The sequence below is a fragment of the Acidisoma cellulosilyticum genome, from assembly GCF_020621385.1.
GTDB lineage: Bacteria > Pseudomonadota > Alphaproteobacteria > Acetobacterales > Acetobacteraceae > Acidisoma > Acidisoma cellulosilyticum.
This window is the reverse complement of record NZ_JAESVA010000002.1, coordinates 319,362-345,221: the sequence shown is the minus strand read 5'-3', so window position 1 is coordinate 345,221 and position 25,860 is coordinate 319,362. Positions and strand designations below refer to the sequence as shown.

Here is a 25,860-nt window from a genome sequence, read left to right as displayed (position 1 = left end):
TTACTTTGCGGCGGAACGGCGCAATTGGCGCTCGGCACCGAGTGCGAGCTGCGTGCGATTGCTGGCACGTTTCTTCTGCATAATGTTACGGATATGCGCTTTGACCGTGCTGACGCTCATCTGAAGGTCAGTCGCTATATCCTTATTCGCGTAACCCTGGCGGACGAGTTCCAGAACCGACCGCTCCCGCTTCGTCAGATTTCCGGCCTCGGCGCTGTTCTCGGCGGGGATAGGGGGCGGGGGTGGTGCCGATGCCGCCGGCTGCGCGGGCGGTACGACCTCGCGTCCATGATGGATCAGGAATAGCGAGGCGACCACCATTTGCAGGCTCGTACGCTTTGTATTGAGCAGCGTGGCGGAGCCTTGGGGGAAGCGTGCAACGGCCTCATGAATGCTGTCGGATGCGCTATCCGAGAGGATGACGAAGGGGTTATTGGGCGGCATGACACCATTGCCGGCCGTCAGTATATTGAGCCCCGCCGTGTCGTCCCCGTGCTGATGATAGACGACAAGATCGACCGTCGGCGGCGGATTGGCCAGAAACTCCCGCGGGGAATGAAACGGCACAATGACCAGGAGCGATTGCATCGCGCCAGCGGCATTGGCAAAGCATTCGCGGGTCAGTTGATTGTCGTCAATCCAACCGACGCAAAGAAGATTGACCGCAGCCCCAATCTTGGGCGGCGAGACTGCAACCGAAGTGAGGGTGCCCAGATTGGCCGCGGATGCCAGGTAGAAATCAGTCACTCTAATCAATCCTCACATAAGGCGCATCGATCCGGCGGTAAGGCTGGAGCAGGCCGGACCGACTAAGCTATCGGCCTCAACCCAAATGACATCCGCAAGGTAAAAGTGCAAGAAATCACGCAATTTTGGACGGGGAACAGAATGAAAATGGAATCTCGAACACCAATATTGGTGTTACGCAAAAACGCCCCTTTTGGATGCGATCTCACAAAAACGTGAAGTCTTATGGGGGTGCAAGGATTGGGGCGTATAATGCGCGAGTTTTATTTGGTCCAGACGAGAAGCGCATAATTGAGAAATCGAAAGGCAAACGAGGGGGGCGGCCAAGACAGCCAGCCGCACCGCCTCGTCGCGTCTTGCTTAGCGGATGCCGCGTTTGATCAGCGGGATCAGCGCATCGATCGTCGCCGGCGTCTGAACGCCTGCACCAGTATTGATGTTCAGACCAGCGAAGTTGTATTTTGCGGATAGAACGCATTGTGTCACCGGCAGGAAACCCTGCAAGTAAAGCTGCTGATCGAGCGTCGCCGTGATATATTTTTGCTGCAGGCCGGCGATCGTCGACGGCGCTAAATCGATGCCGCCGACGATGATCTGACCGGGTTTTTTGCCGACCTGGCGCAGCGCTTGCGGGATGAAGCCGGTGACCCCGCCATGCTGCGTGCCTATGGCGCGCAGATTGGGGTGCGATTCCAGAAAAGCGACGAGGATCGGTACCGCGAGCGAGGAGTCGGAATCAACTTGCGGTGAGATATTGAGCTTGGTCACCTTGACGCCCGCTTTCTCCAAAGTATCGGCTAAGCCGCGATCGCTTTGGCTGCGAGTCGTCTCGTTGAAGACGCCATATTCCAAAGCCTCGTCACCGGATTTCAGACCGGCCGCGAGCATCGCCTGGGCCGTGATCTCTCCGCCGACATAAAGATCGACGCCAGCATAGCCGGTACCCTTTTCGCCATAAGCCTTCTCGGCCTCAGGCAGGGGCGTATTGCCGACCGTGACGATGGTGCCTTGGGCTTCGGCCTTGGCGATGAGAGGCGCGAAGGCAGGGTCACCGGGATGGCCGGTGACCGCGATGCAGGTCGGGCGCGCGGCCAGGGCCTGACGGAACTGCGTCAGCATCGTCTCCGGATTCCAGGCGGAAAATTGCTCCACCACCTTGATGCCGAAGGCATGTCCGGCGTCGGCCGCGCCGGTCTGCCGGGCAAGGGTGGCGCCGTCGCCGGGATTGCCGCCCATTTGCATATAGATCGTCATGCCCTGGCCGAGCGGCCCGTTGGTCGTGGGCTGCGTGGCCAGAGCCGGGCGGGCGAGCAGCGCCGCGAACCCAAAAGCGACGCTGGCGAGAAGGGACGCCTTTACTTTGGTCATTTTCTTTCCTCTCGTTGATGATTGTCTTGGCGGCACAATTGGCCGCTGTCGGATCAGCTCATGGGCGGCCGCCCAGGCCCGCGAGCGCACGCAGCTGTCGCAGCTTGCCCGGGCTTTCCATGAGAAGATGCAGGGTGACGGCCGCGACGAAGACGATGCCTTCGATGGCCTGCACCCAGAAACCGGCAATGCCGGTGGCGACGATGCCCGCTTCCAGCATGCCGATAATGAAGGTGCCGAAAAAGGTACCGACGATCGTGGCGGTGCCGCCGAAGACGGAGGTGCCACCGATGAAGACGCCGGCCAGTGCCGGCAAAAGATAGCCTTGCCCCTGGGTCGAGAAGTAGTTGAGGTTTTCAACCGTCAGCAGCACGGCGGCGAAGCCGCCCAGCACGCCCATCAGCACGAAAAGCTTCACCGTCTCGCGCATCACATTGATGCCGGCGACACGCGCGACCTGGCGATTGTCGCCGATGAACAGGATATGCTCGCCGAAGCGGTGGCGGTTGAGAATGAACCACATAAAGACCGCGAGCCCGACGGCCCAGAGCGACTGCATGGGCAGAAAGCCGAAGAGATTGCCGGCGAAAACATCATAGATGGCGCTGCCGTCCAGCTCCTGAAGGGCATCGGACTGCCCCCCCGAGAGGATGGAGGCGGCACCCGCCCAGAAGAACTGCGTGCCGATGGTAATGATGATCGAGGGCACGCCGATACAGGCCACCAGCAATCCATTGACCAGGCCGATCAGCGCGCCGCCGGCCAGCGCCGCGATGAGGCCGAGCCAGGGATTGCCGAGACTGCTTTCACAGACGGAAAACAGGAAACCCGAAAAGGCGAGCGTGGAGGGAAAAGACAAGTCGATCTCGCCGGCGGCGACGACCAAAGTCAGGCCGATGGCGAGCACCAGCATCGGCGGCACGGTCGTGAGGAAGGACAGATAGATCGGCCAATGCAGGAAGACCTCGGGCGCGGTGACGATGAACAGGCCGACCAGGACCAGGAAAACCAGGATGATGGGCAGGCCCTCGACCTGCGTGATCTGCGGCCAGGATGCCGTGCGCCGGCCGGCCGGGGAGGGCGGGGAGGAGAGATGCGTGCTCATATCAGCCGATCCCCGCAGCATGGCCGCTTTTCTGGAGATCGATGAGGAATTTTGTCAGTTCCTCCAGCGTCATCTCGCCGGATTTGATATCGGCGACGATGCGTCCACGGTCGAGTACGATGAGCCTGTCCGCCAGAGCGTGAACATGGGCGAGGTTGTGCTCGATATAGATGCAGGCGCGTCCGGAATTCTTGATCGAACGCACGAAATCAAGAACCTTGCGCACCTCGCTGATCGCCAGGGCCACGGTCGGTTCGTCGAGAATGATGAGGTCGCTGTCGAAATGCATCGCGCGGCCGATGGCGATGCCTTGGCGTTCCCCACCCGATAGTTTGGAAATGGTCGAATCGGCATCGATGCCGACGCCGCGAAAGCCAAGCTGTCTTTTGAGGATATCGTTGGCGATACGACGTTCTTCGGCCACCTTGATGAAACCGAAACGGTTGGTGATTTGTCGCCCGACGAAAATATTGCGCCACAAAGGCTGTTTCTCGCCGAGCGATTTTTCCTGATAGACCGTCTCGAATCTCAGCCGATGCGCTTCCCGCACTGAGTAATGGGTCCAGTCAACCGGCTTGTCGCGAATGTAAAGCTTGCCCGAGGTCGGTCGCACCACCCCCGTCAGCACCTTGATCAGCGTCGATTTTCCGGCGCCGTTATCGCCGATCAACCCCACGATCTCGTTGCGCCCGATTGCCAGATTGATCCCCTGCAGGGCGCGGATTTTGCCGTAGGAGAGACTGATGCCCTCGGCACGGACGATATGCGCATAGTCAGACCCGGTGTCAGACTGCTTGTCCATTCTGGATTGCCCCCAGTTTTTCTCGTTTTTGTTGTCCTGCGTCTTTTCTTGGAGAGGTTCTACCCTTTGGGACGTTTCGCAGCTGCAGCATTGATCAGAACAATGCAGGCCGAGGTTAGGAAGGGCGTGCGGCGGCTGTCAAATGATGATTGCGGTCTCAGCCCTGTCCCATCCGTTGGCCAGGCCGGTTGGGACAGGGCTATTGGCTGAGGCTAGATGTCCTGCCCCGCCGGCAGGATGACCATGTCGCGGATGGTGACATGACGCGACCGCGTCAGGCTGTAGAGCAGTGCGTCGGCAATGTCTTCAGACATCAAACCGGTTCTATCGGCAACCCGGCGCGTGATTTCCGCCGGATCGTCGATGCCCCAAAGCTCGTTCAACACGACGCCCGGTGAGATCGAGCCGACCCGAATGCCATGCGGCAGGGCCTGGCGCCGCAGCCCATGCACGAAGGAGCGGATGGCGTGTTTGCTGGCGCTATAGATCGGCTCCCAATGCAGTGCCTGATGGCCGGAGATTGAGCTGGTGACGATGATGTCGCCACTGCCCTGCGCGATCATGCCGGGCAATACCCGCTGTGCCGCGCGGAAGACGCTGGTGACGTTGATCGCCATCATCCGCTCCCAGTCGTCGGGGTCGCCTTCCGCCACGTTGCCCGGAATATAGACGCCGGCATTGGCGAACAGCACATCGATCCGGCCGTAATGGGCGAGCGTCCGCGCGATCATGGCATCGGTATCGGCGGGCTGCGACAGATCGGCCGGCACGGCGATGGCGGCGTCACCCAGGCTTTCGGTCAGCGCCGTCAGGCGCGGGCTCTCCCGCGCGACCAGGGCCAGGCGCGCGCCCTTATCGGCCAGAAGCCGGGCGGCGGCCCGACCGATGCCGGAACTGGCGCCGGTAATGACAATAACTTTGCCTGAAATATCTTCGCTCATCTGTTCCTCCCTAGGATTTTTGTTCTGCCACCAGCTTTAACATTGTTTTCAACTTGCGGGCTTGCCGCGCTGCGCAGGGGCGCTATACCGTCTCATTAGGTGGTCGGACCAATCCGGCGCCGAACGATACCGCGACATCAAGCGCGGACGGATAAAGCCGGCTTGGCCGGGCAGGGATGGAGGCAATATTGGGCGGTCAAGATCGCGATACGGGCGTCAGGCAGGATTGCGCATGAGCGCGGCCGACAAGACGGCGGCGGCACCCGGGCAGAAGTCGTTTCTTGGCCGCATGCTGCGGTCCCGGGAGACGGGCATCATCTCTGCGCTCGCCATCATGGTGGTGGGCCTGTCCTTTTTTGCGCCGGACTTCGCTTCGCCCAATAATATGCTCAATGACGCGCGCAACTTCTCCTTCGTCGGCATCGTCGTGCTCGGCCAGGCGATGGTGATGATCACGGGCGGTATTGACCTGTCCGTCGGGTCCGTTTGGGGCTTGGCGGCGGTATCCTCCGCCGCCTTCATGAACCTCGGCTTCGGGCCCATTCTGGGCTGCACCCTGGCCTTGCTGATTTCGGCTGCTATCGGGCTGTTCAACGGGCTTTGCGTCACCAAACTGCGCATGCCGCCCTTCGTGCCGACCCTGGCCACGATGTCGATCGCCCGCGCGCTCGCGCTTGTTATCACGCGCGGCCATTCCATCGACGGCTTCCTGCCGGATGATAGTATCTTCTTCAATCTCGGTGGCGGCCAGACCTTCGGCCTGCCCAATCCTTTCATCGTCTTCGTTGTGCTGTCGGTGATCGCCGGCATTGCGTTGAGTCGCACGGTCTACGGCCGCCAGCTTTATGCCATCGGCGGCAATGAGCGGGCGGCAAGGTTGACCGGTCTTGAAGTCGACCGACTCAAGATCAGCGTCTATGTCATCTCGGCGGTGACGGCGGGCATCGCCGGCATCATCGAAGTGAGCTATCTCTCCTCCGCCATTTCCAATCAGGGTCTGGGCAAGGAGTTGAGCGTCATTGCGGCGGCCGTCATCGGCGGCACGGCGCTGACCGGCGGCGAGGGCACCATTCTGGGCGTCTTCGTCGGTGCGGTCATTCTGGAAGTTCTGCGTAACGGTCTCGTGCTGCTCGGCACCGATGCCTATTGGCAGGGCGTTTTCGTCGGCTCGGTCATCGTGCTGGCGGTGTTCATCGATCAGCTCCGCAAGGGCTTCTGGCGAACACGATAGACGTGCGTAAGGGCCCCTAGAACAAAAAAACAGGGAACGAAACAATGAAGAAAATTCTGATGACGACGGCCGCCGTTATGGTGGTCGGCCTTGGTTTCGCCAGCCTCGGAAGCGGCCGCGCCCATGCGGCGGAGAAGACTTTCGCCATGGTGCCCAAGGCGCTCGGCATTCCCTTCTATGCCGATGCCGAAACGGGCTGCGAAGCCGAAGCCGCCAAGATCGGCGCCAAGTGCGATTTCACCGGCCCGTCGCAGCTGGATGATGCCGCCCAGATCAGCATCATGCGCGATCTGATCACCAAGCATGTCGCCGGCATTTCCGTGGCGCCGAACAATCCGGACAGCATCAAGGGCGTGATTGCGGATGCCATCAAGGCCGGCATTCCCGTCATCACCTTCGATTCCGATTCGCCGGATTCGCAGCGCATCGGCTTCATCGGCACCAATAACGAAGGTGGCGGTGAGACGGCCGGCAAGGCTTTCGCCGCCGCCCTGCCCAATGGCGGCACCTATGCCGTGCTGACCGGCGGCCTGTCGGCCGCCAACCTGAATGACCGCATCGCCGGTTTCAAGAAGCAGCTGGGTCCGAACTTCAAGGAAGTCGCGGGTTCGCCCTATTCCTGCAACGATGATTCCAATGCCGCCGTACAGATCATTCAGGACGTGCTGTCGAAATACCCGCATCTGGACGGCATCTACTTCTCGGGCGGCTGGCCGATGTTCGCCCCCGCCGCCTATGCCCGCGCCGTGAAAAGCCGCAAGGCTGACATCATGGACGGCAAGTTCGTGGTCGTCAGCTTCGATACGCTGCTGCCGCAGCTGAAGCTGCTTAAGGAAGGCGATGCGACCGTGCTCGTCGGCCAGCGCCCCTATGCCATGGGCACCGGCTCGATCGACATGCTCAACACGCTGTCCAGCGGCGGCACGGTTCCCAAGGTGACCGATACCGGAACCGACGTCGTGACCAAGGACAATGTCGACAGCTTCATCGCCAAGGCGTCGAAGTAAGCCTCCGATCCGTCTTGCTATCATCCTCACCCGCGGAACTGGCCCGCGGGTGAGGATTTTATCGGCTTGCCTTTGTTGCTGGGGACCAAAACAATGCCCGTGCTGCTGACGGTGGAAGAGATTTCCAAGGGATTCCCCGGTGTGCAGGCGCTGCGGGACGTGACCTTTCATGTCGAGACCGGCACCATCCACGCCATCATGGGCGAAAACGGCGCCGGCAAATCGACCCTGATGCAGGTCATCGCGGGGGCGCTGAAGCCCGATACCGGGCGGCTGATCTTCGACGGCAATCAATTGCAGCTGTCCGGCACGCGCGATGCCGCGTCCAAAGGCATATCCATCGTCTTTCAGGAATTGATGCTGGCGCCGAATATGTCGGTCGCCGAGAATATCTTTCTGGGCGCCGAGCCAAGGGTTGCGGGCGTCATGGTGGATCGTGCCGCACAGCGGTCGCAGGCGCGCGCGGCTTTGCGCCGTATGGGCATCGATATCGACCCCGATATTCGCCTGGGCGAGTTGACGATCGCGCAGCAGCAACTCATCGAAATCTGCAAATCCCTGGTGCATGAGCCGCGTTTGCTGATTCTGGATGAGCCGACATCCAGCCTGTCCGAAGCCGACAGCCTTGTCCTGTTCCGCGTCGTGCATGACCTGAAGGCCAGCGGCGTCACCATTTTGTACATCTCGCACCGCATGCGCGAGGTTTTCGACAATTGCGATTATGTCACCGTGCTGCGGGACGGTCGGCATGTGAAGACAACGCGGCTGTCGGATACCGATCCGGAGGAGGTCGTCCGCCTCATGGTCGGCCGGGACCTGGCGGGCGTGCAGCGCATTCGCCCGATGAATGACGACAAGCCGGTGATGCTGTCCGTCCGTGGCCTGTCGGACGGCAAGCGCTACCATGACATTTCCTTCGATCTGCGGGCGGGTGAGATTGTCGGCGTCGCCGGGCTGATCGGCGCCGGACGGTCCGAAATGGCGCTCGGCATTTTCGGCGCGCCATCGGCGCCGCGCGGCGAGATCGTGCTGGACGGCAAGCCCGTACGCATCCGCAAGCCGGGTGACGCCATGCGGCTGGGCATCGGGCTGGTGCCGGAAGACCGCAAGCAGCAGGGTCTGGTTCTGGGTATGAGCGTGGGGTCCAATCTCTCGCTCGCGGCGCTGAGCCTCGGCCGCTTGTCGAACGGCAACTTCGTGAAACCTATTGCCGAAAACCGCATGATCGACGGCTATGTCGATCGCTTTCGCGTCAAGACGCCTTCGACCGAGCAATTGGTCGGGCTGCTGTCGGGCGGCAATCAACAGAAGGTCGTGCTGGCCAAATGGCTGGCGGCCAAGCCGCGCGTGCTGATCGTGGATGAGCCGACGCGCGGCGTCGATGTATCGACCAAGGCTGAGATATACGCGCTGATGCGCGAATTGGCGCGGGACGGATTGGCGATCCTCGTCATTTCCAGCGATCTGCCGGAAGTGCTGACGATTTCGGACCGTATCCTGGTCATGCGATCCGGCCAATTGGCCGGTGAGATCGCCTTCGATGACGCGTCGGAGGAGCGGATCATGGCGCTGGCCGCGCTGGATGCGAGCGACACGCCCCATCCGGCGCCCACGACCTATGGCGAGGCCGAGGCCGCCAGCTGAAGCTTTGCTCCCGATCGATAAGCGGTTGTTTGCTCCAGGGCCGAGTTGGGGGTGGGATAGCGGGCTGTCCGCACTGGGACGGCGAGAGATCAAAAGCAGACATCGGCTTTTACCGCCCATAGCTGGAGTGGGTCGGAAGCGGCCTTTCCCATTCACGGTTCCAATGTTGTGAAGTCGAGTATTTGACCGCTAAGAAGACGACTAATGTTGTTATTTACGTAAGAGCCCGTTCAGATGCTTGAATGCCGCCTCGAAACGGTTCCTCGTCTCGTCCGACACCTTCGGCCAAAGCGTGCCTAGCTGCTCGGTGAAGTAGCGCGCGGGCCTGTAGTGGCCGAAAGAGCCAGACTTCATGGGGTTGTCGGCCAGCCAAGCATCAATCGCCCGAAGCGTCCGGGGCACGTTCTGATTGAGATTTACCGGCGTGATCTTCGACGCAAGCTGCTTGCCATATTCGTTGTTGACCAGCTCAATATAGAACGACCGCTCAAACATGTCCTCGACATCAGCTTCAGCAGTGCCGGTGAAGTCCGCGTAGGTCGACACCTGTTTCTTGGTGAGCAAATTCTTCTTGTATAAGTCTTCGATGAGCTGCTTGTCGCTGTTTTGGATGTCCAGCAGCGTGGCCACGTTGATACCCTTTTGCGAGCCGAGGAGTGCCACAAACGTGGGCACTTTCCCGCTGCCACCGACGGGTGTGATGACCCAATCCTCAGATAACCCCTCGCGGCCTTCGCGCGCCAGTTGGGCTGCCACGGCGCGCAGGTAGAGCATGTCGGCGACACCCTCCACGATAAGTGCGTTCGGTCCGATGAACAGGGTCTGCTGGATTTCGTAGCCGAGCGCACCCTGCAAGGGAAACAAGCTGTCGTCGGTGGCGTCGAAGACATTGGCGAGCACCTTAGTGCCGTCTTCGGCCTTGGGCAATGCATCTGGGGCGTCAATGCCTAGGTCCTGCACGATGCGAACCCTTTCGAACTTAGTCGGGTCAATCATGAAGGGCGAATGCGTAGTGTACAGGAGCTGGTGGCCCGACAACTCCGAATCGAAATAGCGGAGCAGGTCAGCTTGTGCACGACCGTGTAACGATAGGCCAGGCTCATCCAGTAGCAAGATGACATTCTGCTTCTTGCGTTTCACGTCCTCGTACCAAGCCAAGAACGAGAAGAACCACACAAATCCCCTCGACCGGTGGCTCAGCGGCGTTGTGGCCCAGTGCACGGAGTCATACACTTCACCCCACACGTTGACCCCTTGCTGCATCCCCGCGGGGTCTCCAGCTTTGGCGTCACGCACGTCGAAGCGCATCTGTATGTGTCTGTTTTGAGACCAGTATTTGATGATACGCTGGGTCAGATGGTTCCCGGCACCTTGCAGCTTATTCTTCAGTTCCACCGTATTGTTGGTGGCCACGAGCTTGCGATGGTCAAGGCGCGCGAGGTTGATGAGGCCAATAAGCGGATAGTCCGAATTCAGGAGCTGGTCGTTGTCTTCGCGCGAGATGAGGGCGTTTAGATTGGCCTGCCCCTCCATTTGGTAGTATTCATCGAAGTAGAGGAATTTGGGCACCCGGGGCCAGATCAAGTCGTGATAGATGTAAGAGCGAACAGTATCGCTCTTGACGGCCTTAGTGACTAAGGCTTTGAGTGCCGTGACAGCTTCAGTAACTTCTGCCCCATTGAGCGCCGCAGCAAATGCCCGCCAGTCCGTTGCTTCGAGCAGCTTTGTCTTCAAGTCATCGTTTAAGGCTGCGTTGTCAGCAAGGTGCTTCCTTGCCGCAGCGTCATCGCAAGTCAGATAACCCATGCTGTTGTTTTTGCCATAATAGCAATCACGGGTGAATGTCGGGCCGATGAATGCTTTTGGTCCGAAGACATTCGATATCGCGTCGAAGTCATCCTGTTCGAGTTCGTAAGTGCAACTGACAACCACAGCTTTCTCGCGCTCGCGACTTTCGACCGAGTACCGGTAGTCCTCTACTTCGCGCTTGGGGTAATCGTAAGTTTCGTCGAAAACGGCCTCACTAGGTCGAATCGGGTTGGTGCGATAAAGGGCTGTCAGAACAGTGGTCTTCCCGGCCTCATTTTTGCCTACGAAGCAGGTCGTCTGGTCGTCTACCTTGATGGGGCCGGTGTCCCAGATGCTGCGGAACTCGCGAACCCTGTATTCCTTCAGCATCATCTCAAATCACCCTGCTATGTTCAAACTCGAGAATTGCGCGAGATATTTATGGAGGAACAGAAGTCGAACAGCAAGATTCGTTATTAGCCGACTTTTAGTCAGATACAAGAAAGATTGGCAGGAAATCAACACGGTATCGTGGCCGTTCCAATCCCGCCATTCCCGGTGTCCACCGTCAGGAATTCGGCGTGGTTACGCTTTTGGTCGTGATAGGCGTTGAGCCACCCGTTCGCCATGACGGGGGAGCGTCCGCTTCTGGGATAGCCTTCCCAGCCTCGCTATGCCGTGGAAGGGTCGGCTGCCAGCACGCCGGTGATGGGTCTTCGGGGGAAGGCCGAATGTCGGCTTCTAGCATTGGGGAGCAGAAAGCCAACAGTCACCTGTGTGCGCAATCCATTTTCCATTTCAGTCTATTTTGCCATTTCTCACAGCCACCAGTGGAAGGAATTGCTGCCTCACACTTGCCCGCACTGACGGGTCTCTCGGTTGTTTGACTTTTTTAAAAGTCACGACCAAGCAATAATTCCAAGAAAATTCATTTTCATGCGTGACTAGTAAACGTGCTTCACTAGTCACGCATTATGGGCGGCCTGCATCCATTCAATTCATGGGGATGGCGCCAGCATTTGTTTTGGCACGGGAGCAAACACAAATACATCTGCAGCATTATTGCTTCGAAGAAGGCTTACGTCGAGAATACAATCTTTTAACAGCTCCTTGTTGGACACTGCTGCCTGCTGGCAGATTGATCTAGCATGCTCCTGCTCAGGGGGAGAAAGATCAGAAACATTTATAGCTTTAGGTGGCATACTGAAGCCAATGGGGGCATCGCAAAGTAGGGAGTTTTTTTTATCTATGCGCCAACTTTCTGCATATTGCTGAAACTGACTATATGTGAATGGCGTTTTAAGCACATGTCCGTTTCTCATGACGAGACTATGAGAGTCATCTACGCTACTTCCAAGAAGACCCCGAATTGTGCTTGGGTTCGTCGCGCCCAAATTCACAGTTAAATTTATTATATCTCCAGCTCTAGCGGCTTGAACGACGTCACCACTCGGCCGCGAAATAGTGTATATGGGGCCTCTGCGGGAAACCAGGACATTCCCCGACAGCATAATGCCGTTTCCATCAGTCATTTGGGTGAGCGCGCCATTTAGCAAAACACTGTTTTCACAAATCGCGACACGCGCACTTCCCATTTTAATGCCAACTTCGGTGTTCACTGATACGCTGGGGGGATTGACTGGTTGCTGCCGAACCTGAACTTCGAGATCGGGGTCTGCCTCAAGTAGTTCGAAGTCGCCGGACGCTTGAAAATCGTAATGTGATCGGGCAAAAGTCGTGAGATGTGTGTCGCCGATGCTAACACCTTTCGGCAAATGGCCTCCTCCCGTTTCCAAGAAAGTAATGTTCGGCGAGGCACCGCCGTTAGCGGAGCATGCCCCCAATGCGAGATTATTGGTTTCCGCAGTCGCGCCACCTCCTGCGGTCGAGCCGCTCGCTGTTACCACGCATTGAGGAGCACTAGTGGATCCATTCGTCTCAGCAATGCGAACAGATAAATTAACGCCTGGATTGAAATAAGCTTCAGATGAACAGCAGTCACCAAATATGTTAAACTCCGAAGATTTCCAATCTTGTCCAAGACCAAGGGTGTTGCTTGGCCCTGAAGTTGCCAAAGGAGTATTAATATTATTCGATGTCATAATTAGAGAATCTAGTGCTGATGATTGAGCTGTGCCGATGAGATTGATCGCGTTCAAATTCGTAATCGGCTGGCTAGGAACCACTGTCGCTTTGCTATTCATATAGCAGCCGCTAGCGGATATGCCAGGCTGCCCTGGATAATAATTCCAACTACTACTAGGACAAGGCTCTCCATGTCCGATCAGCCAATATTGCATGAAGATGCAAGCCTGAAGGCCCGGAACACATCCACTATTGGTAAAAATGAACTGCTGCCAACCATAGCAACTCATCGCGCCTCCACAGGCGGTAGTGGTAAAAGTATTCGAATTGATCTGAAGCGAATACGTGTTAGGATAAACAGTTGCCGAGTTTGCTCCTCGAAATCCATATTCGTCAGTAACTCCGTTTTCCGTTGGGAAGGATGCCGTTACGGACGAAATGACACCTGACGTAACTGTAGAAAACCAATCGGATCCATTTCCGACATAAGCGGGCTTGGCTTTGCTAATCGCTAGTGGATAAGGTTGGTTGGGAGCCTCAACGCATTTGACTTTCTGCCATTTTGTTAAGGGATAGTGCGCAGCAAAGCACCCGCTACCCGGCAATTTTGTATGAACCATTAAAGTTTTGAATTTTCCTAACTTTACCGCAGCCGCTTCGTCGGAATGCTGTATTTTAGACACACCCGCGGTACCAACGGCCGTTTGTGCTTTGGCTACGATGTTAAAGGGATAAGCTAATTGAAAAACCACGACGATAAAGATTGAAAACCTGAAAAGCCAAATCAATGAGATCATGGAAGTTGTCCCTCTGGCGATGCTTTCATTCTAAGCTTCAGTAGATCTACATTATTTTGTTTATACATTAAACTGAAACATTTCATGAATTCGTTACGTTCTGACAATGCGCCCAGTGGGCGTTTGACCATGCTGTCGCGGCTCGCTTAATGAGCTTACGACCTGAGACTGGTACGGACGAGCCTTGCACGTCTGCTTTCAGACAGGCGCTGTCCCTTGCTCAACGTCTTACTTGGGTCGAAAGCCGACATCCGATATCCGTCGCGTGCCTCAACGCGATCTTGCGCGATCAGCCTTCGACGGGGACGGACGCGCGCTGTGCCTTACGGGCCGCCACCAGTGTCGCGATACGGCTCAGACGCTGGTCTTTCAACCCGAGGGATTGCAAGGTTTCCAGCGTATCCTTGAGGTAGGACGTGCAACTGCCCAGAATGCCGGATGCGGTGGCAACGCGGCTCGCGATTTCATCATCCGAGAGTTTGCTGGCATAGCGAGGGGATCGACGGTCAACCACAAAGGTCAGCGCCCGCACCGGGCCGTCGGCGGAATGCGCCGTCACCCATTGCGCACGATAGGTATAGCCCGCCATCTCCCGCCGCCACAGCAGCGGCATCTCATGTTCCAGCAGATGCGCCGGGATGCGATAGGCGAGCCCGGCGCAGGACCCGCCACGGTCCAGCGCCAGCATCAGTCCGGGATGAGCGGGAGAGCCACGGCCGAGCAGCAGCCAGATGCAATAGGCGCGGTGAAAACCGTAGATGGTGGCAACCCGCCGCTCGGCGAAATCGATGACCGGATTCCACATCAGCGAGCCATAGCCGAACAGCCAAAGATCCTCGCCGGCCGGATGGGCTGCCATGAACTTGGCCTGGCTTGCCGCCAATTCCGTCTCGGACATGAATTTCATGTCGACCGGGGCTTCGGCGATGATCCGCGCCAGAATGCTGCCGTCGCTCAGCGTTTCCCGCGTGATGGAGATGAGCTGGTCTTCGGGGGCTTCCAGGGCAGGCAGCGACCCCGTCTCAGCGTCATCCGGCGGTTCAAGATCTGACATAGCCATGAGGCTAGGGGCGGGGCTGGTGCAGGGTCAAGCGCGCGCTGCAATGGTCTGCCCTGGCAAGGATCACCCAGCGCTTTCCCTAAACCGACCACAGTGGCGGGGCGGCGAGAAGATGCCGGCGCAAACTCTGCAACTCCGCACCCGTCATGCGGGCGGCCAGGCTTTCGGATGCCACCGGCGCGGACCAGGGCAGCGCCCAGGCCCCGGTCTCCAACCCTTCCGCGACGGCGATCAGCCGGGCGGCCAGACGCTCGGCTTCAGCGTCGGCCAGGTTCCAATCGGTGGTGCCGGGCAAGGCGCCATGGGCGGCGGGCTCCGGGCTGGTCGCCAGTTCCAGCAGGCTGAGGAACAGGCGCAGGCTGCGCTGGATGCTTTCCAGCTGCGCCATGGGCAGTTTCGTCTCCCGCGCCACCGGCGGCATCAGCGGCCGCAACCGGTTGAGGACAGGGCTGATGGTCTCCACGCTCGCACGCGGCTGGGTTTGATCGTCGGCCTTGGCGGGCAGGATCAGCTCGGCACAGCGGCGCAGCGCATCGGCCATGCCGAACCGCCAGTAATCCCGCGCATAGATCGGCAGGGCGAAGGATAGGGCCAACGCGATGACGATGCCGATCAGCACATTCACCGTCCGCCACAGCCCGACCGTGATCGGGTCCAGGCCATAGCCCGCGACGATCATCAGCGTGATGGCCGATAGCTGGGCGACATAGCCGCCGCGGCTGATGGCATGATAGCCGCAGGCACCGCAGAACAAGGCCATCACCATGAAGGTCAGCGGGGTGATGCCGATCGTGCTCTGCATGCCGATGATGACCAGCCCGGCTGCCGCCCCCAGCAGCGTGCCGGCCGCGCGTTCCACCGCTCGCCTCCGAATATTGCCGTGATGCTGCAAGCCCACCATGACGATCAGGAAGGAGATCGAGGTCCATTCCCCGTTCGGGATATGCGCGCTGTAGGTGATGCCGAGGCCGAGGAAGATGCCCAGCGCACAGCGCAGCGCATGGATCAGCCGACCGTGGCGGTAGCGCAGGCGGGGATCGCGGAGCGCGCGCAGGATGCGGTTCGGGGCAGGATCAGGCATCGGTCAGTCTCGGGACAGGCTTTGCGTCCCGTGTATTACAGCGCCCTTGGATGGTGGAGGTCGCGATAGATCGACGGGCTGACCTTCCGCCAGCGCCGTCAGCACCTTCAACGGCCCGCCATGGGTGATGATGACATGACGGCCGCCCTCGGCCTTGATCTCAGCCCAGAAGGCCGAGACGCGGGCAATGAGTTGGTTACCGCTTTCGCCCTGCGGCGGGGTGAAACCGTGCAGGTCGGCCGCCCAGGCGTCCAGCGCGTGACGGGGGACGTCATCCCAGCTCAGACCTTCCCAGGTACCGAAATTCATTTCGATCAGACGGTCATCGATTTGCGCGGCATCGCCCCAATCGGCGGCGAGCGCTTCGGCCACCAGCCGGCACCGATGCAGGGGGCTGGTATGGATCACGGCGCCGCGCATCGGCGCCAATTGGCTGACGAGCAGCGGAATATCTCGCTTCGGCGCGGCCAGACGCAAATCCAGCTGACCGTAGCAGCGGCCGGCGCCACCCGACACAGCCGGATGGCGGACCAAACTATAGTGAAGAATAGAAATTTTTTTGTTCATTTTTAAAAAGAATAGAAAGCGCTTCTTTTTGAGAAAAGAAGCAAAAACTTTCCGTTCTTTTACGTCAGACCAACTTCACCCAGGTCGATTTCGACTGCGTATAGGCCAGGACGGCATCCATGCATTTGTCGCGCGCACTGCCGGACTGCTTATAGCCGCCGAAAGGCTGGGTCATGTCGCCTTCATCGAAGCAGTTCACCCAGATCGTGCCGGCTTCCACTTCTCGCGCCAATCGGTGCGCGGTCGAGAGATCGGATGTCCAGATCCCGGCGGCGAGGCCATAGATGGTGTCGTTAGCGACTTCGATGGCGTTCTCGATGCCGTCGACCGGAATGACGGCGGCGACGGGTCCGAAAATCTCTTCCTGGGCGATGCGCATTTTGGGGCCGACGCCGGTGAACAGCGCCGGGGCGACATAGGCCCCCTTTTCCAGACCCTGCGGAACATTGCCGCCGAAGGCGAGGGACGCGCCGTCCTGCTTGCCGATATCGATATAATTCAGCACGCGCTTCTGATGCTCGAAGGTCACCAGCGGACCCATATTGGTGCTTTCCAGCAGCGGGTCGGCGGGAACCCAGGCTTCCGCCTCGCGCATGAAGCTGTACAGGAACTCGTCGTGGATCTTCTTGTCGACGAGCAGACGGGAGCCTGCATTACAGACCTCGCCCATATTATTGTAGATGCCCCAGGCAGCGGTTTTGGCGGCGGTCGCGATATCCGGCAGATCGCCCATCAGCAGTTGCGGGGTCTTGCCGCCGCATTCCAGCGCCACCTTCTTCATATTGGACTGGCCGGAATAGATCATCATCAGCTTGCCGACCTCGGTCGAGCCGGTGAAGCTGACTTTCGCGACGTCCATGTGCAGCGCCAGACCTTTACCCGCGACTTCGCCCATGCCGTTGATGACGTTGAACACGCCCGGCGGGCCACCGGCCTCGGCGAAAAGCCGGGCCAGATGCACGGCCGAAAGCGGTGACTGCTCAGCCGGTTTCAGCACCACCGAATTGCCGCCCGCGAGCGCCGGCGCGATCTTCCAGACGGCCATCAGCAGGGGATAGTTCCAGGGGACGATGCAGGCGACGACGCCCAGCGGTTCGCGCGTCGTGTAATGCAGCACATTGTCAGGCGTGGCCGTCGTCGTGCCTGTCATCTTGTCGATGCATTCGGCCGAGAAACGGATGGTATGGGCGGCGGAGGGCACGTCGATCGTCATCATGTCATTGATCGGCTTGCCCATATCCAGCGTGTCGAGCAGCGACAGGAGTTCGGCCGAGTCCTCGATCAGATCCGCAAAGCGATACAGGACCGTCATGCGGTCGCGCGGCGCCATGCGCGACCAGGCACCGCCCTTGAATGCTTTCAGGCCGTCGGCGACGGCGCGGTCGACATCGGCCTGGGACGCCTGGGAAATGGCGGCGAGCACCGCGCCATCCGCCGGGTTGACGGTCTCGAAATGGCCGCCCGTCAGCTCAACCATCTCACCGCCGATGAAGGAGCGGGTTTCGAATTTGAGGTCTGCCGCTTTGTCGTGCCAGGTCGGGCTCGTCATTTCATGCTCCAGGAAAGGTTTCGGGCGGCAGCCTAACACGGGCCGCTTGAAGCGAAACAGGGGCTCGATTTTCGCCGGGCTCGCAATGATCCGACTCTTCCAAAACCTGAGGAAGTGGGTGTAACCTTCTCATGTGGCAGGGCTCACGCCCGCCGACCAACCAACAGATCCGGCCAAGAAGCCGGACAAGGGGAGACGTCAGATGAACAAGCTTGCCAACCCGGCGCCGCTTGGACTTGCCGGTTTCGCTCTCACCACCTGGATGCTCAGCATGGTCAATGCGGGCTGGTATTCGGAAGCCGGGGTGCCCATGGTCCTGGCTCTCGCCTTCGCCTTCGGCGGGGCCGCGCAATTCTGCGCCGGGCTGCTGGAACTGCCGCGCGGCAATACCTTCGGCTTCGTCGCCTTTTGTTCCTACGGCGCCTTCTGGTGGTCCTTCGCGCTATTCGTGGCCTTCTTCGCGGCCCATGTGCCGGCGGCCTTCGTCGGCTGGTACTTGTTCATGTGGGGCGTTTTCACCTTCTATATGTGGATCGGCAGCCTGACGCTGAACCGCGCCGTCTCCTATATCTTTCTCGCGCTGTGGATTACCTTCGGGCTGCTGGCACTCGGCGCCTGGGGCATCGGGCCCGCGACCAAGATCGGCGGCTATGTCGGGCTTGTGACCGCAATCATCGCCTTCTACGTGTCAGCCGCTGAAGTGATCAACGAAACCCATGGCCGCGTCGTGCTGCCCTTGGGGGCGCGGCTGTCGCCGAGTGACGTGCGTGCGGCCCGGATCATCTGATCCGCGCTTTAACTGAAGACTGACGATTGACCAGGAAAGTGAGCCAACCTTGACACAAGAACGCGTGGGATTTGTGGGCCTTGGCCTGATGGGCCAAGGCATGGCACGCAACATCTTAAGGAAAGGCTGGCCGCTTTCGGTTCTGGCCCATCGCAGCCGCACAGCGGTGGAGGCTTTGGTGGCGGATGGCGCGACGGAAGTCACTTCCGCCCGGGCGCTGGCGGAGGCATCCGACATCATCGTGCTCTGCGTCACCGGCTCGCCGGAAGTCAGTGCGGTCGTCGAAGGGCCGGATGGGCTCGCGGCAGCCGGAAAGCCGCTGATCGTCATTGACTGTTCAACATCCGATCCGGCGCAGACGGTCGCCCTGGTAACCCGGCTGGACGCGCTTGGTATCACGCTGATCGACGCGCCGCTTGGCCGCACGCCGAAGGATGCCGAAGCCGGCACGCTCGACGTCATGGTCGGCGGTGACGCTGAAACGATTGAGCGCGTGCGGCCGATTTTGGATGCCTTTGCAGGCCGCGTCTTGCAGACGGGGCCTGTCGGGACCGGGCATACCATGAAGCTGCTCAACAACTTCCTGTCGATGGGCTATGCCGCGCTTTATGCGGAGGCGATAGCGCTGGGGGCGAAGGCCGGGCTCAGCCCGCAGGTTTTCGATAGCGTCATCCGTGGCGGGCGGATGGATTGCGGCTTTTACCAGACCTTCATGAAATACACGCTGGAGCGGGACCGCGACGCCCATAAGTTCGCCATCCGCAATGCGCTGAAGGATACGAGCTATCTGGCGGCCTATGCCAATGCCGTGCAATTCGCCAATCCTGTCGGTGCGGCCGTCCGCAACTCCTTCGCCGCCGCCGTCGGTGCGGGCAGGGGGGAGGATTACGTGCCGATGCTGGCGGACTTCATCGCCGAGGCGAACGGGGTGTCGCTTACTGAAGGGGATCAGGAACAGGTGTCGATTTAATTGTAGAGCCCAATGCCCTTACGGATTGTTTCACCACCTCTGGTCCGACAAGTTGAATCAGATAGGCACCCAGAAGGATACTGAGCTCTTCTTCTTGCTTTGATCGCGCTTCCAGCTGTTGAATGGCGGTAGCGACGTCTGCCTGCTGTTCTTTGGTGATATACTGCATGGTCGTTAAACACAGAGCCGTGAGACTGCCTTTCGCTTTACTGAAAGCGATGTCTTTCATGAGTTTGGCTGCCAAATCGGCTCTGGCGGCCCCTTGCCAACGGTTAATCGATTGATCGGTGAGTGTAAGCAGGCCCTTCAGCAAGGTTGCCGGGCCGATATCGACATCCACACCGTTCACGCGCGCCGTAAAGAATGACGAACGAAAAAAGGTGACGGCGCCGAAGCTGGCAAAGAGAACCTGATAGACTTCCCCATGCGCCGTATTGTTGAAAAGCTTAAATGCGAGAACAAGACCATAAGCGCCGATGCCGGATGCGATATTAAGATAGATGTAAAGCAGTGCGGGTGAATCCGTTATCAGATGGACAGGTCTGTCTTGGTAGCGCTGAGCTATTTCTGTAAATCCGACCAGTCCTGACAATAGAGAGACAAAGGCAACACCGATAAAGACGTCGCGCTCCGCCAAGGGCGGCTGGGGCGTAAAGACAAGCACCCCCACCATGCCCAGAAGCACGATTGCGGTCAGAGTGGCCGCGCCGACCAAGCCCTTGTGCATGGAAAGGTCGTCAATGTCCGTCATTCCATGCCAGCGGCGCATGCTGACCAGAAACAACCATAGTCCGATGAGGAACGCGAATACGGCTGCCGCCGCGATTTCAAAATTCGTCATGGAGTTACCTGCAATCCAAGCTGGGCGATCCCTTCAGATCAAGCCAAAACCCTGACAGCAGCCTAGATATTCTATTGCGAAATAGGAACGTAAAAATAACGATCCCGTGACGTTTGGCTTATCGAACGTGATTGGGGCCGGTTAGCCAACCTCTGCGCTAGTGGGAAAGTCCTTGCCTTGCTCCGTCAGCCGGACGGAACCAGACTCTACCGTCACCAAGCCAAATTGCTGCAACTGGCTGAGAGCAGCGGCAAGATCATTTAGCCCGAGCTTGACGGTTCGCGCCAATTGGGCGATCGGCAACTCTCCGTTTTGCAGCGTCAGCTTAAGAAGGATTTCGTCGAGATTAACTGACACAGATACGGCAAGAGATAACGCCGAAACCTGAGGCAATCCAGGGGATGGCGCAGGTCCTGGGGCGGGAAGTTTATCCGCGTTCAGAACCGTCAAAAACGTGGAAAAATAGTCCGTTTTCACCTAACCGCTCCCATTTCCGACGCCTCACGTCTGAGAACAACGAGCAAATGCTATCATGAGATCAGGCCGGGCGATATCGGGATTATGCTACTCATCCCCGCGCAGATGCCGTTCGGCACGGCGGAGGTCGGCCTCCGTCGTGATCTTGAAAGCATCCTCTGACCCCTGAACGATCCGCACGGGAATGCCGAGCGCCTCGGCGACCGAGGCATCGTCCGTCACCGGCGGCAGGTCCCCGCGTCCGGCGACAGCGCGATGGGCGGCGAGGATCGTGGGAAAGCGGAAGGCTTGCGGCGTCTGCGCCCGCCAAAGGATGGAACGGTCGATGGTGCCGGTGACGGTACCGTCGGCGGCGGATTTGATGGTGTCGAACACCGGCATGGCGGCAATCGCCGCCTCGGCCTCATCCAAAGCCGAAATGACTGCGCCGATCGTCTCCTCCGTCACGAAGGGCCGGACGCCGTCGTGGATAAGTACGCGGTCCGGCGGGGCGCGATCCGGCGCCGTATCCGCCAGCGCTTCCAGACCCAGGCGCACGCTTTCGTCGCGGGTCGCGCCGCCGATGACAGGCGGCAGCAATCGCAAACCGCGCACGGCTTCCTCGTACAGCGCGCGATCCTCCTTATGGATGACGACGGCGATATCGGAAATCCGGCTGTGATTGAGGAAGGCGATCGCCGTGTGCCGCAGCACGGGCAGCGGCCCCAGCACGCGGTATTGCTTCGGCGCCCCCGGTCCCATGCGCGTGCCACGCCCTGCACAGACGATCAGCGCGGTCACTCTCATCTCACTCGCCTCTCTCCGGCCGCGGACAGTCACGCGGCAGGGGGCTCATGAAGCAGAAGCGGCGCCGGCTCAAGTCCTGGGGATTTCAGCCGGCTACTGGGCGCGGCCATACATGCGGTTGCCGGAGCTGTCCGAGCAGTAACAGGTGGTGCCGGGGGCGCGCGGCACTTCCATCGGGCAGGTCGATGTCGGCGTGTAGCAGGCGCGGGCGGCAGCGACGGGGGCAGGCGTCTGCGGCGGGTAATAGACCGTCGGCGGTGGCGGCGGGGCCGCGTAGATCACCGGTGGGGCCGCGTAATAGACGGGCGGCGGTGCGACCACGATCGGCGGCGGGTAGTAATAGGGTCGCGGTCCGTAATAGCCGGGGCCGGGGCCCCCGTACCAGACACCGCCACGCCACCAGGCCAAGGCCGGTTTCGGCGCGACAACCCCGCTCGCGGCCAGCAGCGCCAGGCCACCGACCAGGGCAAAAGCCATGCCCCGCAACCTTGTCGCCGTCATCACGCGATCCCTGATCATCATCGTCGCCGTTCCTGATCGCTCTATCCCCGCCACTATGGGCCCGCAACCTTGGCCAAATCGAGGCGGAGCGCTAACCGGCCCCTCAAGCTTCGGCGATCAGTCGTGCGTCAGATGGATCCATTCGCCGTCTAACACCACGCGCAGGCCCGCCATATCGGGAATCCACAGCTCGCCCTTGCGGTCGAGATTGTCGGCGGACTGGGTGGAGGCGACGGCAATCACTTGCGCGCCGGCGGCGCGACCGGCGGCAAGCCCAGCATCGGCATCCTCAAAGACGAAGCAATCCTTCGGATCGAAGCCAATACCCTCGGCACCCAGTTGATAGCAGCGCGGGTTGGGCTTGCCTTGTTCCACCGACTCGGCGGTGATGAAGACCTTGGGAATCGGGAAGCCGCAGGCACCGAGGCGGGTGCGGGCGAGGGAATCGTCGGCCGAGGTGACGATCGCCCAGCGATCGGCGGGCAGGGCCGCGATCAGCGCGCGCGCGCCGGCAATTTCGGACAATCCGTCGATGTCCAGCCGTTCGGCCTCTTCCAGCCTGCGCGCCTCGGCTTCGATATCCAGGACGGTCTTGCCGAACATGGCGATGGTCTCGATCGCGCGGCGACCGTGGGCCACCGGCATCAGCCCGGCAAAATCCAGCCCCTGCTCATCGGCCCATTTGCCCCAGACCCGCTCGACGACGGGTCCCGAATCGACGAGGGTACCATCCATATCGAAGAGGAACCCGCGCGCCGTGAGTGTCCGTCCCTTTTCAAAACGCATCTTTTGTCCTGATCTTTCCTGGGCGAGGTTGGATGATGGGCTTGGCCAGTAAGCGCTTTGCGGGCGCAGCGGTCGGGCTGAGCCGGCGCGCTTGTCTCGGCACGGCCGCCCTTGTCTGTACTGAGCGATTTACCCTTCACGACGCACAAGCGCAAATGTCGCCGCCGATTACGTCTGTCCAGGCGCCAGAGTCCGCCTCAGCGGATGGGACCGATAGTGGCGGCTATGTCTCTCCCTACGCGCTGCGCTTCTCTGTCCCGCAGCCCCTGCTGGATGCGGGTTTCGATGCCGCGCCGTGGAATGATCCGGATGCCGAATCCAATCTTTCGGCGGCGGTCTGGCAGGACCAGAATGCCCATGCCTTGGGCGCTGCCTGGGGGCCGCCGGCGCGGCAATACCCGGCGCCCAGCCTGCCGCACAGTGACGCTGGCTATCGACGCGAGCGGGTCATCAGCGTCGCCGCGCGCCATATCGGGCTGTCCTACCAGCATCATCATCTGCCGTCCTGGCAACCGCCGGGCGGCTGGCCCTGGTTGCCAGTGAAGATCGGCGCCAATGGCCCCGGTCTCGATTGCAGCAATTTCTCGTCCTTCGTCTTCAACTATGCGCTGGGGGTGAAACTGCCGACCGGGATCGGGCGTCAGGCGGCCTTGCGCCGCTTGGCAGGGCCGGGCGGGGAAGGGTGCCTGACGGCGCAGCTCATCCGCGACCAGTTTGCGGCGGTGATCGCGGCCTTGCAGCCGGCCGATCTGCTCTATTTCCGCAACCCGCAAGGCAGGATAAGGCACGTCGCCCTATGGGTGGGGGCGATCGGTCAGACCGCCGACCAGGCGCCGGCCGCGCTCGTGATCGATTGCAGCCAGCACCGGCATCGGGACGGTCAAGGCAACGCCATCCCGCCCGGGGTATGGCTGCGGCCCTTTACGGCGGACAGTTGGTATGCCGCGCATTTGTCCCATGTGCATCGGCTGATCGGCGCGACGAGCGCCCTCTGCGACGCGACGCCAGGGCCAGCGCCGGAAGGCGACGACCGGGCGTGACGCTTCTATCGCGCATGGCAAAGTCTTTCCATCAAGCCGATGCTCTGACGGGACGCTAAAATTAATTCCTACGAACGCCTGTTGGTGCAGAAAAAACAACCACATGAACGTCATGCGGGGAAGAGACTGTCTTTCTTCCGGGCGGGTGCTTGATCGGGCTAGTCCGGGATGCAATCTGGGTCCGGAAAACGCCACAAGGGACTAAGTCATGACCATTCAGCTGGGCCAGATCGCCCCGGATTTCGAGCAGGACAGCAGCCAGGGCCGCATCGGGCTCTATGATTATCTGGGCAGTTCCTGGGGCATTTTGTTTAGCCACCCGAAGGATTTCACGCCGGTCTGCACGACCGAACTGGCGGCCGTCGCAAGGCTGGCGCCGGAATGGGAAAAGCGGAACGTCAAGCCGATCGGCCTTTCGGTCGATAGCCCCGAAAACCATGCCGGCTGGGCGAAGGATATCGAGGAGACGCAGGGGGCGACCGTCAATTTCCCGGTGATCGCCGATAAGGACCGCACCGTCTCCACCCTTTACGGCATGATCCACCCCGAGGCAGATCCCTCCGTCACCGTCCGCTCGGTCTTCATCATCGACCCGAACAAGAAGGTGCGGCTGAGCATCACCTATCCGCCCAGCACCGGCCGCAACTTCAACGAAATCCTGCGCGTGGTCGACAGTCTGCAGCTGACCGACACCAATAAGGTCGCGACGCCGGCCAATTGGCAGCCGGGCGAGCATGTCATCATCGTGCCGAGCCTGTCGGATGAGGATGCCCGCGCCCGTTTCCCGCAGGGCTGGAAGACGCTGCGTCCTTATCTGCGCGTGGTCGATCTCAATGCCCCGGCCAAGGCCGCCGAATAAATCAGTAACGTCATTCGATCTTCGTCAAAAGGGCTGCTTCGGCAGCCCTTTTTTGTGCCAAGATCGACACCGCGCGCGTGGAAGGCGGCAGGGGCCGTCATTAAACCTTCACGCAAGGCCCATGGCTCCCCGTGGGCCACTCGGCTATGCGGGCTCGTGAATGGGCTCGGTCGGCTGAGATTCGATCTGGTTTTGATCGGTTACCCAAAGGCAGGTGATGTGAGATGTCGGTGACGGAACAGGCGAGACCGATCGAGGTGAACCAGGAAACGGGTGCGGCGGAAGCGGCACCGCGCATGGTGATCCGCGATCTGCACTTTTATTACGGCAATACCCATGCCCTGAAGGGCATCAATCTGGACGTGGCCGAAAAGCGCGTGCTCGCCATGATCGGCCCGTCGGGCTGCGGCAAGTCCACGCTGCTGCGCGTCATCAACCGCATGTATGACCTCTATCCCGGCCAGCGCGCCGAGGGCGAGGTCATGCTGGACGATATGAATATCGTCGGCTCCAGCATGGACCTCAACACGCTGCGCCGTCGCGTTGGCATGGTGTTCCAGAAGCCGACGCCCTTCCAGATGTCGATCTATGACAACGTCGCCTTCGGCGTGAAGCTGCATGAGAAGCTGAGCCGGGCTGAGATGGATGAGCGCGTGCAGTGGTCGCTGACCCGCGCGGCGCTGTGGGATGAGGTGAAGGACCGTCTGAAGGCGCCGGCCACCGGCATGTCCGGCGGTCAGCAGCAGCGTCTGTGCATCGCGCGCTCCATCGCCGTGCGTCCGGAAGTCCTGCTGCTGGACGAGCCGACCAGCGCGCTTGACCCGATCAGCACACTCAAGATCGAAGAGCTGATCGACGAGCTGAAGAAGGAATTCACGATCGTCATCGTGACCCACAACATGCAGCAGGCGGCGCGTTGCGCCGATCGCGTGGCGTTCTTCTATCTCGGCGAATTGGTGGAAGTGGACGCTGCCGCGACCATGTTCACGACGCCGAAGGAACGCCGCACCCAAGAATACATCACCGGTCGCTTTGGTTGAG

General features: G+C 60.1%; 24 protein-coding genes. 8 read left to right on the top strand and 16 right to left on the bottom strand.

Annotated elements, in window-relative coordinates:
• The 5 genes from ACELLULO517_RS28865 to ACELLULO517_RS05985 form a co-directional block, all read right to left on the bottom strand.
• Positions 1-747: a response regulator transcription factor gene (locus ACELLULO517_RS28865; protein WP_227306395.1), complete on the bottom strand. Its 747-nt coding sequence runs from the start codon at positions 745-747 to the stop codon at positions 1-3.
• A gap of 360 nt (positions 748-1,107) precedes the next feature.
• A complete protein-coding gene (locus ACELLULO517_RS06000) occupies positions 1,108-2,115 on the bottom strand; it encodes a substrate-binding domain-containing protein (RefSeq protein WP_227306394.1) in 1,008 nt (335 codons plus the stop codon).
• Between the two features lie 58 nt (positions 2,116-2,173).
• Positions 2,174-3,220: an ABC transporter permease gene (locus ACELLULO517_RS05995; RefSeq protein WP_227306393.1), complete on the bottom strand. Its 1,047-nt coding sequence runs from the start codon at positions 3,218-3,220 to the stop codon at positions 2,174-2,176.
• Between the two features lies 1 nt (position 3,221).
• Positions 3,222-4,022, bottom strand: a complete 801-nt coding sequence (locus tag ACELLULO517_RS05990; protein WP_227306392.1) for an ATP-binding cassette domain-containing protein — start codon at positions 4,020-4,022, stop codon at positions 3,222-3,224.
• A gap of 212 nt (positions 4,023-4,234) precedes the next feature.
• Positions 4,235-4,963: an SDR family oxidoreductase gene (locus ACELLULO517_RS05985; protein WP_227306391.1), complete on the bottom strand. Its 729-nt coding sequence runs from the start codon at positions 4,961-4,963 to the stop codon at positions 4,235-4,237.
• 232 nt (positions 4,964-5,195) lie between these two features.
• Here ACELLULO517_RS05985 and ACELLULO517_RS05980 point away from each other — a divergent pair, with 232 nt between their 5' ends.
• The 3 genes from ACELLULO517_RS05980 to ACELLULO517_RS05970 all read left to right on the top strand — a co-directional run bounded on the left by ACELLULO517_RS05980 (position 5,196) and on the right by ACELLULO517_RS05970 (position 8,845).
• Positions 5,196-6,194: an ABC transporter permease gene (locus tag ACELLULO517_RS05980; protein WP_227306390.1), complete on the top strand. Its 999-nt coding sequence runs from the start codon at positions 5,196-5,198 to the stop codon at positions 6,192-6,194.
• A 44-nt stretch (positions 6,195-6,238) separates the two neighbouring features.
• A complete protein-coding gene (locus tag ACELLULO517_RS05975; RefSeq protein WP_227306389.1) occupies positions 6,239-7,201 on the top strand; it encodes a sugar-binding protein in 963 nt (320 codons plus the stop codon).
• A 66-nt stretch (positions 7,202-7,267) separates the two neighbouring features.
• Positions 7,268-8,845, top strand: coding sequence for a sugar ABC transporter ATP-binding protein (locus ACELLULO517_RS05970; protein ID WP_227306388.1), 1,578 nt, complete (start codon positions 7,268-7,270; stop codon positions 8,843-8,845).
• A gap of 210 nt (positions 8,846-9,055) precedes the next feature.
• Here ACELLULO517_RS05970 and ACELLULO517_RS05965 read toward each other — a convergent pair whose 3' ends face one another.
• From ACELLULO517_RS05965 to ACELLULO517_RS05940, 6 genes are all read right to left on the bottom strand, one after another.
• Positions 9,056-11,026: an ATP-dependent nuclease gene (locus tag ACELLULO517_RS05965; RefSeq protein WP_227306387.1), complete on the bottom strand. Its 1,971-nt coding sequence runs from the start codon at positions 11,024-11,026 to the stop codon at positions 9,056-9,058.
• Between the two features lie 605 nt (positions 11,027-11,631).
• A complete protein-coding gene (locus ACELLULO517_RS05960; RefSeq protein ID WP_227306386.1) occupies positions 11,632-13,515 on the bottom strand; it encodes a hypothetical protein in 1,884 nt (627 codons plus the stop codon).
• A gap of 289 nt (positions 13,516-13,804) precedes the next feature.
• The gene (locus tag ACELLULO517_RS05955) at positions 13,805-14,569 is read right to left on the bottom strand and encodes a gamma-glutamylcyclotransferase (protein WP_227306385.1); all 765 of its coding nucleotides are present in this window, start codon (positions 14,567-14,569) and stop codon (positions 13,805-13,807) included.
• 85 nt (positions 14,570-14,654) lie between these two features.
• Entirely contained in the window at positions 14,655-15,656 is a 1,002-nt protein-coding gene (locus tag ACELLULO517_RS05950; RefSeq protein WP_227306384.1) for an FUSC family protein, read from the bottom strand.
• Positions 15,657-15,659: 3 nt separating this feature from the next.
• Entirely contained in the window at positions 15,660-16,223 is a 564-nt protein-coding gene (locus ACELLULO517_RS05945) for a histidine phosphatase family protein (RefSeq protein WP_227306383.1), read from the bottom strand.
• A 64-nt stretch (positions 16,224-16,287) separates the two neighbouring features.
• Positions 16,288-17,772, bottom strand: a complete 1,485-nt coding sequence (locus ACELLULO517_RS05940; protein ID WP_227306382.1) for an aldehyde dehydrogenase — start codon at positions 17,770-17,772, stop codon at positions 16,288-16,290.
• A 133-nt stretch (positions 17,773-17,905) separates the two neighbouring features.
• Between ACELLULO517_RS05940 and ACELLULO517_RS05935 the strand changes: the two genes are divergently transcribed.
• Positions 17,906-18,559, top strand: a complete 654-nt coding sequence (locus ACELLULO517_RS05935; protein ID WP_406566242.1) for an acetate uptake transporter — start codon at positions 17,906-17,908, stop codon at positions 18,557-18,559.
• A 49-nt stretch (positions 18,560-18,608) separates the two neighbouring features.
• A complete protein-coding gene (locus ACELLULO517_RS05930) occupies positions 18,609-19,529 on the top strand; it encodes an NAD(P)-dependent oxidoreductase (RefSeq protein WP_227306380.1) in 921 nt (306 codons plus the stop codon).
• Here the strand turns inward: ACELLULO517_RS05930 and ACELLULO517_RS05925 are convergent.
• From ACELLULO517_RS05925 to ACELLULO517_RS05905, 5 genes are all read right to left on the bottom strand, one after another.
• On the bottom strand, positions 19,495-20,370 hold the full coding sequence (locus ACELLULO517_RS05925) for a hypothetical protein (protein ID WP_227306379.1): 876 nt from the start codon (positions 20,368-20,370) through the stop codon (positions 19,495-19,497). The genes ACELLULO517_RS05930 and ACELLULO517_RS05925 overlap by 35 nt on opposite strands.
• Positions 20,371-20,511: 141 nt before the next feature.
• Positions 20,512-20,847: a hypothetical protein gene (locus tag ACELLULO517_RS05920; RefSeq protein WP_227306378.1), complete on the bottom strand. Its 336-nt coding sequence runs from the start codon at positions 20,845-20,847 to the stop codon at positions 20,512-20,514.
• Between the two features lie 87 nt (positions 20,848-20,934).
• Positions 20,935-21,633 (bottom strand): 2-C-methyl-D-erythritol 4-phosphate cytidylyltransferase, encoded by a 699-nt coding sequence (gene ispD, locus ACELLULO517_RS05915; RefSeq protein WP_227306377.1) that lies wholly within the window; start codon positions 21,631-21,633, stop codon positions 20,935-20,937.
• Positions 21,634-21,726: 93 nt separating this feature from the next.
• Positions 21,727-22,155: a hypothetical protein gene (locus tag ACELLULO517_RS05910; RefSeq protein ID WP_227306376.1), complete on the bottom strand. Its 429-nt coding sequence runs from the start codon at positions 22,153-22,155 to the stop codon at positions 21,727-21,729.
• Between the two features lie 96 nt (positions 22,156-22,251).
• On the bottom strand, positions 22,252-22,920 hold the full coding sequence (locus tag ACELLULO517_RS05905) for an HAD-IA family hydrolase (protein WP_227306375.1): 669 nt from the start codon (positions 22,918-22,920) through the stop codon (positions 22,252-22,254).
• A gap of 41 nt (positions 22,921-22,961) precedes the next feature.
• Between ACELLULO517_RS05905 and ACELLULO517_RS05900 the strand changes: the two genes are divergently transcribed.
• The 3 genes from ACELLULO517_RS05900 to pstB all read left to right on the top strand — a co-directional run bounded on the left by ACELLULO517_RS05900 (position 22,962) and on the right by pstB (position 25,859).
• Complete coding sequence (locus ACELLULO517_RS05900) at positions 22,962-23,960, top strand: NlpC/P60 family protein (protein ID WP_227306374.1); 999 nt, start codon at positions 22,962-22,964, stop codon at positions 23,958-23,960.
• A gap of 208 nt (positions 23,961-24,168) precedes the next feature.
• A complete protein-coding gene (locus ACELLULO517_RS05895) occupies positions 24,169-24,819 on the top strand; it encodes a peroxiredoxin (RefSeq protein WP_227306373.1) in 651 nt (216 codons plus the stop codon).
• A 224-nt stretch (positions 24,820-25,043) separates the two neighbouring features.
• Positions 25,044-25,859, top strand: coding sequence for a phosphate ABC transporter ATP-binding protein PstB (gene pstB / locus ACELLULO517_RS05890; RefSeq protein WP_406566241.1), 816 nt, complete (start codon positions 25,044-25,046; stop codon positions 25,857-25,859).
• Position 25,860 lies beyond the last annotated feature (1 nt).

Excerpts from the sequence above, each read along its gene's own strand:
- ACELLULO517_RS05945 (WP_227306383.1), bottom strand. The coding sequence starts at position 16,223 with ATGAACAAAAAAATTTCTATTCTTCACTATAGTTTGGTCCGCCATCCG.
- ACELLULO517_RS05950 (WP_227306384.1), bottom strand. The coding sequence starts at position 15,656 with ATGCCTGATCCTGCCCCGAACCGCATCCTGCGCGCGCTCCGCGATCCC.
- ACELLULO517_RS05990 (WP_227306392.1), bottom strand. The coding sequence starts at position 4,022 with ATGGACAAGCAGTCTGACACCGGGTCTGACTATGCGCATATCGTCCGT.
- ACELLULO517_RS05895 (WP_227306373.1), top strand. The coding sequence starts at position 24,169 with ATGACCATTCAGCTGGGCCAGATCGCCCCGGATTTCGAGCAGGACAGC.
- ACELLULO517_RS05940 (WP_227306382.1), bottom strand. The coding sequence starts at position 17,772 with ATGACGAGCCCGACCTGGCACGACAAAGCGGCAGACCTCAAATTCGAA.
- pstB (WP_406566241.1), top strand. The coding sequence starts at position 25,044 with ATGTCGGTGACGGAACAGGCGAGACCGATCGAGGTGAACCAGGAAACG.
- ACELLULO517_RS05995 (WP_227306393.1), bottom strand. The coding sequence starts at position 3,220 with ATGAGCACGCATCTCTCCTCCCCGCCCTCCCCGGCCGGCCGGCGCACG.
- ispD (WP_227306377.1), bottom strand. The coding sequence starts at position 21,633 with ATGAGAGTGACCGCGCTGATCGTCTGTGCAGGGCGTGGCACGCGCATG.
- ACELLULO517_RS05975 (WP_227306389.1), top strand. The coding sequence starts at position 6,239 with ATGAAGAAAATTCTGATGACGACGGCCGCCGTTATGGTGGTCGGCCTT.
- ACELLULO517_RS05955 (WP_227306385.1), bottom strand. The coding sequence starts at position 14,569 with ATGTCAGATCTTGAACCGCCGGATGACGCTGAGACGGGGTCGCTGCCT.
- ACELLULO517_RS05910 (WP_227306376.1), bottom strand. The coding sequence starts at position 22,155 with ATGATGATCAGGGATCGCGTGATGACGGCGACAAGGTTGCGGGGCATG.
- ACELLULO517_RS05985 (WP_227306391.1), bottom strand. The coding sequence starts at position 4,963 with ATGAGCGAAGATATTTCAGGCAAAGTTATTGTCATTACCGGCGCCAGT.
- ACELLULO517_RS05960 (WP_227306386.1), bottom strand. The coding sequence starts at position 13,515 with ATGATCTCATTGATTTGGCTTTTCAGGTTTTCAATCTTTATCGTCGTG.
- ACELLULO517_RS05925 (WP_227306379.1), bottom strand. The coding sequence starts at position 20,370 with ATGACGAATTTTGAAATCGCGGCGGCAGCCGTATTCGCGTTCCTCATC.
- ACELLULO517_RS05905 (WP_227306375.1), bottom strand. The coding sequence starts at position 22,920 with ATGCGTTTTGAAAAGGGACGGACACTCACGGCGCGCGGGTTCCTCTTC.
- ACELLULO517_RS05980 (WP_227306390.1), top strand. The coding sequence starts at position 5,196 with ATGAGCGCGGCCGACAAGACGGCGGCGGCACCCGGGCAGAAGTCGTTT.
- ACELLULO517_RS06000 (WP_227306394.1), bottom strand. The coding sequence starts at position 2,115 with ATGACCAAAGTAAAGGCGTCCCTTCTCGCCAGCGTCGCTTTTGGGTTC.
- ACELLULO517_RS05965 (WP_227306387.1), bottom strand. The coding sequence starts at position 11,026 with ATGATGCTGAAGGAATACAGGGTTCGCGAGTTCCGCAGCATCTGGGAC.